General features: G+C 62.6%; 11 protein-coding genes. 5 read left to right on the forward strand and 6 right to left on the reverse strand.

Features of this window, described 5'->3' with window-relative positions:
* Nucleotides 1-12 precede the first annotated feature (12 nt).
* Entirely contained in the window at nucleotides 13-2190 is a 2178-nt protein-coding gene (locus ACVI9W_RS14455; RefSeq protein ID WP_461530358.1) for a malate synthase G, read from the reverse strand.
* Nucleotides 2191-2623: 433 nt separating this feature from the next.
* Here ACVI9W_RS14455 and ACVI9W_RS14460 point away from each other — a divergent pair, with 433 nt between their 5' ends.
* On the forward strand, nucleotides 2624-3142 hold the full coding sequence (locus tag ACVI9W_RS14460) for a glycine cleavage system transcriptional repressor (RefSeq protein ID WP_461530359.1): 519 nt from the start codon (nucleotides 2624-2626) through the stop codon (nucleotides 3140-3142).
* Nucleotides 3143-3353: 211 nt separating this feature from the next.
* Here the strand turns inward: ACVI9W_RS14460 and rarD are convergent, their stop codons facing one another.
* From rarD to ACVI9W_RS14485, 5 genes are all read right to left on the reverse strand, one after another.
* Nucleotides 3354-4241 carry an EamA family transporter RarD gene (rarD, locus tag ACVI9W_RS14465; RefSeq protein ID WP_038605940.1) on the reverse strand — a complete coding sequence of 296 codons (888 nt, stop codon included), beginning with the start codon at nucleotides 4239-4241 and terminating at the stop codon, nucleotides 3354-3356.
* Nucleotides 4242-4304: 63 nt separating this feature from the next.
* The gene (locus ACVI9W_RS14470) at nucleotides 4305-5279 is read right to left on the reverse strand and encodes a serine/threonine protein kinase (protein ID WP_038605942.1); all 975 of its coding nucleotides are present in this window, start codon (nucleotides 5277-5279) and stop codon (nucleotides 4305-4307) included.
* A gap of 172 nt (nucleotides 5280-5451) precedes the next feature.
* Nucleotides 5452-7353 (reverse strand): PhoX family protein, encoded by a 1902-nt coding sequence (locus ACVI9W_RS14475; RefSeq protein ID WP_461530360.1) that lies wholly within the window; start codon nucleotides 7351-7353, stop codon nucleotides 5452-5454.
* A 63-nt stretch (nucleotides 7354-7416) separates the two neighbouring features.
* Entirely contained in the window at nucleotides 7417-8181 is a 765-nt protein-coding gene (locus tag ACVI9W_RS14480) for a TOBE domain-containing protein (RefSeq protein WP_038605947.1), read from the reverse strand.
* A 60-nt stretch (nucleotides 8182-8241) separates the two neighbouring features.
* Nucleotides 8242-8979 carry a double zinc ribbon domain-containing protein gene (locus ACVI9W_RS14485; RefSeq protein ID WP_461530361.1) on the reverse strand — a complete coding sequence of 246 codons (738 nt, stop codon included), beginning with the start codon at nucleotides 8977-8979 and terminating at the stop codon, nucleotides 8242-8244.
* A gap of 89 nt (nucleotides 8980-9068) precedes the next feature.
* Here ACVI9W_RS14485 and bioB point away from each other — a divergent pair, with 89 nt between their 5' ends.
* The 4 genes from bioB to bioC are packed head-to-tail and all read left to right on the forward strand — an operon-like array spanning nucleotide 9069 to nucleotide 12848.
* Nucleotides 9069-10127, forward strand: a complete 1059-nt coding sequence (bioB, locus tag ACVI9W_RS14490) for a biotin synthase BioB (RefSeq protein ID WP_157190909.1) — start codon at nucleotides 9069-9071, stop codon at nucleotides 10125-10127.
* Nucleotides 10128-10134: 7 nt separating this feature from the next.
* Nucleotides 10135-11307, forward strand: coding sequence for an 8-amino-7-oxononanoate synthase (bioF, locus tag ACVI9W_RS14495; protein WP_038605955.1), 1173 nt, complete (start codon nucleotides 10135-10137; stop codon nucleotides 11305-11307).
* Nucleotides 11300-12031 carry an alpha/beta fold hydrolase gene (locus tag ACVI9W_RS14500; RefSeq protein WP_461530362.1) on the forward strand — a complete coding sequence of 244 codons (732 nt, stop codon included), beginning with the start codon at nucleotides 11300-11302 and terminating at the stop codon, nucleotides 12029-12031. The genes bioF and ACVI9W_RS14500 overlap by 8 nt, the downstream gene beginning before the upstream one ends.
* The gene (bioC, locus tag ACVI9W_RS14505; RefSeq protein ID WP_461530363.1) at nucleotides 12024-12848 is read left to right on the forward strand and encodes a malonyl-ACP O-methyltransferase BioC; all 825 of its coding nucleotides are present in this window, start codon (nucleotides 12024-12026) and stop codon (nucleotides 12846-12848) included. Before ACVI9W_RS14500 ends, bioC begins: the two co-directional genes overlap by 8 nt.
* The last annotated feature ends 1 nt before the right edge of the window (nucleotide 12849 follow it).

A 12849-nucleotide genomic window follows, 5' to 3' on the forward strand; every position in this document is an offset into this window, starting at 1 on the left:
GCGACGGGCTATTTACAGACCGTTCTTGGCCTTGAACTCACGACGACGGCGATGCAGCACCGGCTCGGTGTAGCCATTCGGCTGCTTGGTGCCTTCTACCACCAGTTCGACCGCCGCCTGGAAGGCGATGTTGGTGTCGAAATCCGGTGCCAGTGGGCGGTACAGCGGGTCGTTGGCGTTCTGCTTGTCGACCACCGGCGCCATGCGCTTGAGGCTTTCCAGCACCTGAGCCTCGGTGACGATACCGTGGCGCAGCCAGTTGGCCAGCAACTGTGCGGAAATACGCAGGGTGGCGCGGTCTTCCATCAGACCGACATCGTTGATGTCCGGTACTTTCGAACAACCTACGCCCTGGTCGATCCAGCGTACAACGTAGCCGAGGATGCCCTGGGCGTTGTTGTCCAGCTCGTTGCGGATCTCTTCGTCCGACCAGTTGGTGTCAGGCGCCAGCGGGATGGTCAGGATGTCATCCACCGATGCCGGTGCACGCTTGGCCAGTTCCGCCTGGCGGGCGAATACGTCGACCTTGTGATAGTGCAGCGCGTGCAGCGCGGCGGCGGTCGGCGACGGTACCCAGGCGGTGTTGGCACCGGCCAGCGGGTGAGCGATCTTCTGCTCGAGCATGTCGGCCATCAGGTCCGGCATGGCCCACATGCCTTTACCGATCTGGGCACGGCCTTGCAGACCGGTGGCCAGGCCGATATCGACGTTGGAGTTCTCGTAGGCACCGATCCACTTCTGGGTCTTCATGGCGCCCTTGCGCACTACAGCGCCGGCTTCCATGGAGGTGTGGATTTCGTCGCCGGTACGGTCGAGGAAGCCGGTGTTGATGAACACCACACGTTCCTTGGCCGCTTCGATACAGGCTTTGAGGTTGACCGTGGTACGGCGCTCCTCGTCCATGATGCCGACCTTCAGCGTATTACGCTTCATGCCCAGCACGTCTTCGATGCGGCCGAACAGCTCGTTGGTGAACGCTGCTTCTTCCGGGCCGTGCATCTTCGGTTTGACGATGTACACGGAGCCGGTGCGGCTGTTCTTGCGGCTGGTGTTGCCGTTGATGTTGTGAATGGCGGCAAGGTTGGTGACCAGACCGTCGAGGATGCCCTCGGGTACTTCGTTGCCGTCCTTGTCGAGGATGGCGTCGATGGTCATCAGGTGACCGACGTTACGCACGAACAGCAGCGAGCGACCGTGCAGGGTCACCGAGCCACCGTTCGGGGCAGCGTATTCACGATCCGGGTTCATGGTCCGGGTGAAGGTCTGGCCGCCTTTGCTGACGCTTTCCGCGAGGTCGCCCTTCATCAGGCCGAGCCAGTTGCGGTAGATCACTACCTTGTCATCGGCATCGACTGCAGCAACCGAATCTTCGCAGTCCATGATGGTGGTCAGGGCGGCTTCCATCAGCACGTCCTTGACCCCGGCAGCGTCGGTCTGGCCGACCGGCGTGCTGGCATCGATCTGGATTTCGAAATGCAGGCCGTTGTGCTTGAGCAGAATCGCGGTCGGCGCCGAGGCGTCGCCGTGGTAGCCAATCAGCTGGGCGTCATCGCGCAGGCCGCTGTTGCTGCCACCTTTGAGGGCAACCACGAGCTTGCCGCCTTCGATGCGATAGGCCGTGGAGTCTACATGCGAGCCGGCAGCCAGCGGCGCGGACTCGTCGAGGAAGGCGCGGGCGAAGGCAATCACCTTGTCGCCGCGAACCTTGTTGTAGCCTTTGCCTTTTTCCGCGCCACCGGCTTCGCTGATCGCGTCGGTGCCGTACAGGGCATCGTACAGCGAGCCCCAGCGGGCGTTGGAGGCGTTCAGGGCGAAGCGCGCATTCATCACTGGTACAACCAGTTGCGGGCCGGCCATGCGGGCAATTTCGTCGTCGACGTTCTGGGTCGAGGCCTGGAAGTCTGCAGCTTCTGGCAGCAGATAACCGATGTCCTGGAGGAAGGCTTTGTAAGCCACGGCATCGTGAGCCTGGCCTTTACGCGCCTGGTGCCAGGCATCGATCTGTGCCTGCAGTGCGTCACGTTTGGCCAGCAGTGCTTTGTTCTTTGGAGCGAGGTCGTTGATGATCTTTTCTGCCCCCACCCAGAACTGCTCGGCGTTGACGCCAGTTCCGGGAATGGCTTCGTTGTTCACGAAGTCGAACAGGACTTTGGCGACCTGAAGGCCACCGACTTGAACGTGTTCAGTCATTGCTTGCCTCACTCTGCTCAGCTATTGCTCTTCTATTTAGGCCTTGCGCGCTTCTCTAAACACGGCACCAGAACATGCCCGATGGGCGGCTGGGTGCTGCCTGCCAGACAGGCTGGCGAGCGGTTGCGTATTTTCACAGGCGCCTTGGCAGACATCGATTCGACGTTTTGTAGTCCGCGCTGCGGCATACTACATGATGCGCTGCGGTTGTGAAAATCAGACTAAATACGTCGTTCTGCGACCATTTTGTCGCAGAGGGTCACGCTGGGAATCAGTATGTTCTCAAAAAAGTGGCAGATTGTTCCAGATAAATCTTGAAACAGTACACGATTTGTCTTCAGCGGCTGCTGCGGCAGGTTGCCGCGCCTTGCCTATACTTTCTCCGCAGCCTTTGATTTCAGGGGCCGAACCGTTAAAAGCAGAGGGTTACCGCGTGGATCATCTCGTACTGACAGTGATCGCCCCCGACAAAGCCGGCCAGGTCGAACGTATCGCTGAATGCATTGCCGAGCATAACGGTAACTGGTTGGAGAGCCGCATGTCGCGGATGGCCGGGCAGTTTGCCGGGATCCTTAAGGTAGCGGTGCCGGCCGAGTCCTACGAAGAGCTGGTCCGGGCCCTGGAAGCCTTGGGCAAACATGAAATTCGCGTGCTGATTGCCAAAAGCGGCATCGATCCGTCCTGCACCTGGAAGCCGATTGCCATGGAGCTGGTCGGCAATGATCGCCCGGGTATTGTCCGTGACATCACTCGCTTGCTGGCCGAACAGGGGGTCAATGTCGAACGCCTCAGCACCGACGTGCGTCCGGCCCCGATGAGCAGCGAGCCGCTGTTTCACGCCGATGCGTTGCTGGCGATGCCTTTGACCCTTTCTCTGGATGTGCTTCAGGCCAAGCTTGAGGCGCTGGCGGATGACCTGATGGTGGAACTCAAGCTGCGGCCGGAAGAATAGTTATCCCGGTTTGCCGGGGACCGGCCTGTGGATAAGCTGGGGGAAGCCTGCGCTAGCCCAGGCGGGCCGCGGCTTTGCAGGAATTGAGCAAAAAACCACCAATAATCAGTGGCTTGTGCACAAAGCACGGGGATGAGGGTGTGGATAACCTTGGGAGAGGTTGCTGCAGGCCACGAATCACGTGGCCTGTAGATAATTGTACGTTTTTTGATCAGCTGCGCCGGCGCAAGCTCAGCCAGGCATCGACGCTGTAGAGGGCAAGACCGGCCCAGATGAACATGAAAGCCACCAGTGTGCTGCTCGACAGGTGCTCGCCAAACAGCAGCACCGCCTGCAGCAGCACCAGCGTCGGCGCCAGGTACTGCAGGAAGCCCAATGTGGTGTAAGGCAGGTGTCGAGCGGCAGCGTTGAAACATACCAGCGGCACCAGGGTCACCGGGCCGGCGGCGATCAGCCAGAGCGCTTCGCTGCTGGTGTAGAAGCTCGCTTGAGCGCTATGGGCCATGGGGTTGAGCAGCAGCCAGCCGATGGCCAGCGGTATCAGCATCCAGGTTTCCACCACCAAGCCCGGCAAGGCCGCGACCGGTGCCTGTTTGCGAATCAAACCGTAGAAGCCGAAGCTCAGCGCCAGCACCAGTGAAACCCAGGGCAGGCTGCCGACTTGCCAGACTTGCTGGGCCACACCGAGTGCCGCCAGGCCTACGGCAACCCACTGCAGGCGGCGCAGGCGCTCACCCAGCAGCAACATGCCCAGCAGCACGTTGACCAGCGGGTTGATGTAGTAGCCCAGGCTGGCTTCCAGCATGCGTCCGTTGTTCACCGACCAGACGTAGGTCAGCCAGTTACCGGCAATCAATGAGCCACTGAGGGCCAGGATCGCCAGACGCTTGGGGTTATCGCGCAGTTCGCGCCACCAGCCCGGATGCTTCCAGACCAGCAACAGCAGCGAGCCGAACAGTGCCGACCAGAGCACGCGGTGGACGATGATTTCCACCGCTGGCACGCTTTGCAGCGCTTTGAAGTAGAGCGGGAACAAGCCCCAGATGATGTAGGCGGTCAAGCCCAGGATGTACCCGCGGCGCGGGTTGGCGGCGTGCATGCAAATTCCTTGCTTAGGCAGCTATCTAAAAGCACCGCTATTGTAGACAGACTTGGGCGTGTGTCAGAACAATTTCAGCGGTTCTTCATCCAATGCCGCCATCTGCTCGCGCAGGGCGAGAATCTGGTCGCCCCAGTAACGCTCCTGGCCGAACCAGGGGAAGCTGCGCGGAAACGCCGGATCGTCCCAGCGCCGTGCCAGCCAGGCGCTGTAGTGCAGCAGGCGCAGGGCGCGCAGCGGTTCGATCAGGGCCAGCTCGCGCGGGTCGAAATCGTGGAACTCGTTGTAGCCATCCATCAGTTCGGCCAGCTGGCCCAGGCGTTCATGACGGTCGCCGGCAAGCATCATCCACAGGTCCTGGACGGCGGGGCCCATGCGGCAGTCATCAAGGTCGACAATGTGGAAGACTTCGTCGCGGCACATCATGTTGCCTGGGTGGCAGTCGCCGTGCAGACGGATGGTTTTGTGCGGGGTGCTGGCATAGATGGCTTCGACCCGTTTGAGCAGGTCGCGGGCGACTGACTCGAAGGCCGGCAGCAGGCTTTTCGGCACGAAATTGCCTTCAAGCAGCGTGGCCAATGAGGCGTGGCCAAAGTTATCCACGGCCAGCGCTTCACGGTGCTCGAACGGGCGGGTAGCGCCGACTGCATGCAGGCGTCCGAGCAACTGGCCCAGGCGATAGAGCTGGTCGAGATTGCCGGGTTCCGGGGCGCGGCCGCCACGGCGGGGGAACAGGGTGAAGCGAAAACCGCTGTGTTCGAACAGGGTTTTGCCGTTGTGGATAAGTGGCGCTACAACGGGGACTTCGCACTCGGCCAGTTCGGCGGTGAAGCTGTGTTCCTCGAGAATCGCCGCATCGGTCCAGCGGTCCGGGCGGTAGAACTTGGCGATCAGTGGTTCAGACTCTTCGATACCTACCTGGTAGACGCGGTTCTCGTAGCTGTTGAGTGCCAGAACGCGGGCATCGCTGAGAAAGCCGATGCTCTCCACGGCGTCGAGGACCAGGTCGGGGGTAAGGGTTTCGAAGGGGTGCGACATGTCAGCTCCTGCTGTGCGGCAGGTGGCCGCATCATGTGGGCATGGTACCCCACAGCGGGGCCGCTGGCGCGACCCATCGCCGGCAAGGCCGGCTCCCACGAGGTCGGTTGTGCATGCAGTCCTGTGGGAGCCGGCCTTGCCGGCGATGGCTGCGTAGCAGCCCCTGCTGATCTCAGGTCCCGACGATCCCGCCATCCTCCCGGCTGATCGCCATTACCGACGAGCGCGGCTTGCCATTGGGCAAGTGCTCGGGAAAGGTCGAGCCGCCGGTTTCACCCGGATGCTGAATGCCGACGAACAGAGTGCGCTGGTCCGGCGAGAAAGCAATGCCCGTCACTTCGCAGGCCACCGGCCCGACCATGAAGCGCCGGATCTCGCCGCTGACCGGATCGGCACAGAGCATCTGGTTATTGCCCATGCCGGCAAAATCACCGCTATTGCTGTAGTCACCATCGGTGAGGATCCACAGTCGGCCATCCGGATCGAAGCCCAGCCCGTCCGGGCTGTTGAACATGTTCTGCGGGGTAATGTTGCTTGAACCGCCCTTGGCATCATCAGCGTGTACCGAAGGGTTGCCGGCGACCACGAACAGGTCCCAGTCGAAGTTCATGGCGCCGTGGTCATTATCAGTTTCGCGCCAGCGCAGGATCTGCCCGTAGAGATTTTTCTCCCGTGGGTTGGGGCCGCCTGCCGGCTGGCCTTCTTCCCCGCGTTTGACGTTGTTGGTCAGGGTGCAATAGACCTGACCGTCCTTGGGGCTGACCACAATCCATTCCGGGCGGTCCATGCGCGTGGCCATGAGCTGGCTGGCAGCCAGGCGCGCATGGATCAGGACCTGGGCCTGGCTGGCAAAACCGTTGGCGGCAATCAGGCCGTTCTTGCCATGGCTCAGCTCCAGCCACTGGCCTTTGCCTCGCGGATGGTCGGCGTTCTGGTCGCCATCGTCGAACCGCGCGACATACAGGGTGCCGTGGTCGAGCAGGCTGCGGTTGGCGCTGGGGTTCTTGTGGTCGATGCGGTCGCGGCTGATGAATTTGTAGATGAACTCACCGCGCTCATCGTCGCCCATGTAGACCACCGCCCGGCCATCGCGGGTTTCGCCAAGGGCTGCGTTTTCGTGCTTGAAGCGGCCCAGCGCCGTGCGCTTGACCGGGGTTGAGTCCGGGTCGAACGGATCGATTTCCACTACCCAGCCATGACGGTTCAGTTCATTGGGGTTCTTCGCCAGGTCGAAGCGCGGGTCGTGCGGGTGCCAGCCGATTTCCTTGCTGTCGATCGTGGCTCCGTAGCGTTTCTGCCCGGCATCAAACATGTGGGCCGGATCGCTGCTGCCGAAGCAGTCGGTGAAGTTCTCTTCGCAGGTCAGGTAAGTGCCCCACGGCGTCTTGCCGTTGGCGCAGTTCTGGAACGTACCGAGCACCTTGCGACCGCTGTTGTCGGCCGCGGTCTTCATCCAGGTATCGCCCGCTGCCGGGCCGCTGACACGGATCGGTGAGTTGCCGTGGATGCGCCGGTTGTAGGGTGAGCCCTGGACGAACTGCCATTGGCCATTGCTGCGTTTGACCTCAATCACCGAGACGCCTTCGGCAGCCTGTGCCTTGTGCACGTCTTCGGCGGAGGCCGGTTGCCCGCCGTGAGCGAACAGATAGCGGTAGTTGGTGTATTCGTTGTTGATGGCCATCAACGCCCGATTGTCATCATCGGGGAAGGGGAACAGGCTCATGCCGTCATTGTTGTCACCGAACTGCAGTTCCTGGGCCTTGGCTGTGCCCTGGCCGGATGCATCGAAGGCCGGGGCGTCGGCATGCAGCGGCTGGCCCCAGCTGATCAGTACCGAGGCCTTGTAACCAGGGGGCAGGCTGATGCTGTCGGCGGTGGCACTGGGGATGCTGGCAAAGCCGAGCAGGCTGCTGTTGGCGGCGCTGACGCTGGCGGCCATGACGCTGCGGCTGAGCAGATTGCCACTCAGAAACAGGGCGGCGCCGCACAGGGCGCCCGCTCCGATGAAACGACGGCGACTCAGGCTGACCAGCTGTTCGAGGTCGGTGGACTGGTGTTCTTCTAATAGGTTCATGACAGGCTTCCTGCGGGTTTGGCAGTCACCTTAGTCAGCGCTTATGACGGTTTTGTGTCGGTTTTACAAAGGCGTTCCGATAAGGACGTAGGACGGTTGAAACTGAACGCGTAGGTTGCTGCCTGCGGCCACTGCATGGGCGTTGAGCCAGGCAGGTTCAGCGAAGGTGCACAGGGTTTGCCCGTTGCTCAATGTCAGGCGCACCTCAGTCGGCCCCTGAGGCTCGTCGAGCAGTTCCTCGACCTTGGCCTGCAGGCAGTTGTAGCCCGCCAGTGGGCGCTCTTGAGGGCTGAGCAGGGTCAGCCAGCCCGCCTTGATCAAGGCCACCACGGTAGTGCCCGGGGTCAGCTCCAGGCGCTGGGTGCTATCGCGGGTAATCAGTGCGTCGATGCTTAGGTCGCCGGCCAGGGCCAGGCTGATACGGTCGTAATGTCCTTGTGCCTCAATGGCACTGACCCGGCCGTGCAACTGATTGCGCGCGCTGGTGCGCAGCATCAGGCGACCGAGCAGGTCGAGGTCGCTGGCGTCTTCGGCGGCTTCCAGAATCTGTGCCTGCAACGCTTGCAGGCGCTGATACAGGCGCAGTACCCGTTGGCCTTCTTGCGACAGTTTGGCGCCACCACCGCCGCGGCCACCGACACTGCGTTCCACCAGCGGGCTGGCCGCCAGGTTATTGAGTTCGTCGATGGCATCCCACGCCGCTTTGTAACTCATGCCGGCGCTCTTGGCCGCACGGGTGATCGAGCCTTGTTCGGCAATGTGCTGCAGCAAGGCGATCCGCTGTGGGCGGCGAACAATGTGTTGGGTGAGCAGGGCTGGCAAGGACATGTGCGGGCACGAGTATGTAGGAAATATCAGCCACGAAAGTGCCCGCAGCCTGACGGCAAGTCAAGCGCTGCCGGGCTTGGCGGTGCGTGCCAGACAATAGACATCGACGCGGCGGGCGCCGGCCTTGAGCAGCAGGCTGGCCAGGGCCTGGGCGGTGGCGCCGGTGGTCAGCACATCGTCGATCAGGGCCAGGTGCCGACCTTCCAGCCGGTCGACGTTTTCCACAGCAAAAGCCTGGCGTAGATTGCGTTTGCGCTGCCGCGCGTTGAGGCCCTGCTGCGCCGGTGTGTCGACCAGGCGTTTGAGTAACCGTTCGTCGCAGGCGATACCGGTGTGCACGGCCAGCCAGCGGGCCAGCATGGCGGCCTGGTTGTAGCCGCGCTGGCGCAAGCGGCGACGGCTCAGGGGTACCGGCAGGAGCAGCGCCGGACGCGGCAGGCCGTCGCTGAAACGGTGTGTCAGCCAGCGGCCCAGCAACTGCGCCAACAGGTGCCCGAGCGGCCACTGGCTGTGGTACTTGAACCGACTGATCAGCGCATCCAGCGGAAAGCCGTAGTGCCAGGGCGCCTCAACCCGGTAGAAAGCCGGGGCGCGGCGGCTGCACTGGCCGCAGGTCAAACCGTGCATCGGCAGCGGCAAGGCGCACACCTGGCAGCCATCTTCCAGCCAGGGCAGGTCGGCTTCGCAGGCGACGCAAAGCGGGTAGGGTTGGTCGGCGGTTTCATTGCACAGCAGACAGCCATGGTTATTATTTAACCACTTGTAAACCATGCTTTTGAGTTGTGGTTGACAGTGCATCGAGCTTCCTTAACTATGCGAGCTATCCGTGATGCGCTGGCGGGCAATCCTGTTCCGGCGCCAGAACAAGCCTAAACAAGGAACCGCCGATGAGCGCCAGCACAACTGCAACAACACGTCACGACTGGACCCTGGCCGAGGTCAAGGCGCTGTTCCAGCAACCGTTCAATGACTTGCTGTTCCAGGCGCAGACCGTGCACCGTGCGCACTTCGACGCCAACCGCGTTCAGGTCTCGACCCTGCTGTCGATCAAGACCGGCGCCTGCCCGGAAGATTGCAAATATTGTCCACAGTCCGGTCACTACAACACCGGGCTGGAAAAACAGAAGCTGATGGAAGTGCAGAAGGTCCTCGAAGAGGCCGCTCGCGCCAAGGCCATCGGTTCTACCCGGTTCTGCATGGGCGCGGCCTGGAAGCACCCGTCGGCCAAAGACATGCCCTACGTGCTGCAGATGGTCAAAGGGGTCAAGGCCATGGGCCTGGAAACCTGCATGACCCTGGGCAAGCTCGATCAGGAGCAGACCCAGGCGCTGGCCGAAGCCGGGCTCGATTACTACAACCACAACCTCGACACCTCGCCGGAGTTCTACGGCAGCATCATCACCACCCGTACCTACAGTGAGCGCCTGCAGACCCTGTCCTATGTGCGTGACGCCGGGATGAAGATCTGTTCGGGCGGGATCCTCGGCATGGGCGAGTCGCTGGACGACCGCGCCGGCCTGCTGATCCAGCTGGCCAACCTGCCGGAGCACCCGGAGTCGGTACCGATCAACATGCTGGTGAAAGTCGCTGGCACACCGCTGGAAAACGCCGAAGAGGTCGATCCGTTCGACTTTATCCGCATGCTCGCCGTGGCCCGGATCCTGATGCCGAAATCCCATGTGCGGCTGTCGGCCGGACGCGAGGCGATGAACGAGCAGATGCAGGCTCTGGCGTTCTTTGCCGGCGCCAACTCGATTTTCTACGGCGAGAAACTGCTGACCACCGCCAACCCGCAGGCCGACAAGGACATGCAACTGTTCGCCCGCCTCGGCATCCAGCCTGAAGCCCGTGAAGAGCATGCCGACGAAGTCCATCAGGCGGCCATCGAACAGGCGCTGATCGAACAGAAGAGCAGCGAGCTGTTTTACAACGCCGCCTCGGCCTGAGGCGCCCATGGCTTTTGATCTTCGTGCGCGGCTGGAACAACGCCGCGCTGCCGACCTGTACCGTCAGCGGCCATTACTGCAGAGCCCGCAAGGACCGCAAGTGGTGGTCGATGGTCAGCCATTGCTGGCTTTTTGCAGCAACGACTACCTGGGCCTGGCCAATCATCCTGAAGTGATCGCCGCCTGGCGCGCCGGTGCTGAACGCTGGGGTGTCGGCGGAGGCGCTTCGCACCTGGTGATCGGCCACAGCACCCCGCACCATGAAGTGGAAGAGGCGCTGGCCGAACTCACCGGCCGGCCGCGCGCGTTGCTGTTTACCACAGGCTACATGGCCAATCTCGGTGCCTTGACGGCGCTGGTGGGGCAGGGCGATACGGTGCTGCAAGACCGCCTCAATCATGCCTCGCTGCTTGATGCCGGGCTGCTCAGCGGCGCGCGCTTCAATCGTTACCTGCACAACGACGCGGGCAGCCTGGCCAGCCGTCTGGACAAGGCGGTAGGCAATACCCTGGTGGTCACTGACGGGGTGTTTAGCATGGATGGCGACATTGCCGATCTGCCGGCCCTGGCTGCCACAGCAAAGGCCCGCGACGCCTGGCTGATGGTCGATGATGCCCATGGCTTCGGCACGCTGGGGCGCAACGGCGGCGGGATTGTCGAGCATTTCGGCTTGAGCACCGAGCAGGTGCCGGTGCTCATCGGCACGCTGGGCAAGGCGTGCGGTACTGCCGGTGCCTTTGTTGCCGGCAGCGAGGAGCTGATCGAGTGCCTGATCCAGTTCGCCCGCCCCTACATCTATACCACCAGCCAGCCACCGGCTTTGGCGTGTGCCACTTTGCGCAGCCTGCAACTGCTGCGCAGCGAGCACTGGCGCCGTGAGCATCTGGCGGCGCTGATCCAGCAGTTTCGTAGCGGCGCCGAGCAAATCGGCCTGCAGTTGATGGACAGCTTCACCCCGATTCAGCCGATCCTGATCGGCGACAGTGCGCGGGCCTTGCGCCTTTCGCAGATGCTGCGCGAACGCGGCTTGCTGGTCACCGCGATCCGTCCACCGACGGTACCCGCTGGCAGCGCGCGCCTGCGGGTAACCTTGAGTGCGGCGCACAGTGCGGCTCAGGTGCAGCTATTGTTGGATGCATTGTCTGACTGTTATCCGCTGCTGGAGCCTGCTGATGCGTAACCGACTGGTGCTTCTGCCGGGCTGGGGCCTGGGACGTTCCGCATTGCAGCCATTGGTGGCGGCGTTGCGCGCCATCGACCCCGGCTTGCAGGTCGAAATCGAGGATTTGCCCAGTCTGGTGTCGAATGATCCGCAGGACTGGCTCGACAAGCTCGACCGGCAATTGCCACGCAATGCCTGGCTCGGCGGCTGGTCGCTGGGCGGCATGCTCGCCGCCGAACTGGCAGCGCGGCGCGGCGATGACTGCTGCGGATTGATCACCCTGGGCAGCAACCTCAGTTTCGTCAGCCGCCCGGACTGGCCGCACGCTATGCCTGCAGACACGTTCCAGACCTTCCTCGAAGGCTGCCGCTATCACACCCAGGTCACGCTCAAACGCTTCATTTCGCTGTGCAGCCAGGGCGCTGAAGAACCGCGCAGCCTGGCCCGCTTGCTCGGTGCGGCGATGCCTGAACCTGCCCCTGAGCAACTGGTGGCCGGCCTCGAAGTGCTCGGCCAGCTCGATACCCGGGCAGCGCTGCAGGCTTATGGCGGCCCGCAGTTGCACCTGTTTGCCGGTCGTGACGGGCTGGTGCCGGCCGAAGTCGCCGGGGTGTTGCTCGAAGAATTGCCCGACGTGGAAGTCGGGCTGCTGGAAGACAGTGCTCATGGTTTTGTGATGGAAACACCTCATGAGTTGGCGGCTGCGATAAAGGCCTTTGTACATGAGAGTGGCGATGACTGATCTTTCCCAGCCGGGCCTGCCCGGCGCCTTGCCTGACAAGCGTCAGGTCGCGGCCTCGTTCTCGCGCGCTGCCGCCAGTTACGACAGCGTTGCCGAACTGCAGCGCGCGGTGGGTAGCGCCTTGCTTGAACAACTGCCCACCAGCATAGAGCCGCAACGCTGGATGGACCTGGGCAGCGGCACCGGCTATTTCAGCCGCGCCTTGCACAAGCGCTTCCCGCAGGCCGCAGGTGTTGCCGTGGATATCGCCGAAGGCATGCTCCAGCATGCACGCGAGCAAGGCGGGGCGCACTACCATGTGGCTGGCGATGCCGAGCGTTTGCCAATGCAGGACGCCAGCGTCGAGCTGATCTTTACCAGCCTGGCGGTGCAATGGTGTGGGGATTTTCACGCCGTGCTCAGTGAAGCTCGACGGGTCCTGCAACCGGGCGGTGTGCTGGCCTTTGCCAGCCTTTGTGCCGGCACATTGCATGAGCTGCGCGAGAGCTGGCAGGCGGTCGATGGCCTGGTGCATGTCAATCGCTTCCGCCCTCTGCAGGACTACCAGCGCCTGTGTGCCGGGAGTGAGCTGCAGGTAGTGGGACTGGAGGCTCGCCCGCATGTGCTGTATTACCCCGATGTGCGCAGCCTGACCCACGAACTCAAGGCGCTCGGCGCGCACAACCTCAACCCGGGCCGCCCTGCCGGGCTGACAGGACGGGCGCGGATGCAGGGGTTGTTGCAGGCCTATGAGCAATTTCGTCAAGCGCAAGGACTGCCAGCCACTTATCAGGTGGTCTACGGTGTACTGCAAAAGCCGCTGATAGAAGGGAAGTGAA

It is taken from the genome of Pseudomonas sp. 210_17 TE3656 (assembly GCF_054821965.1).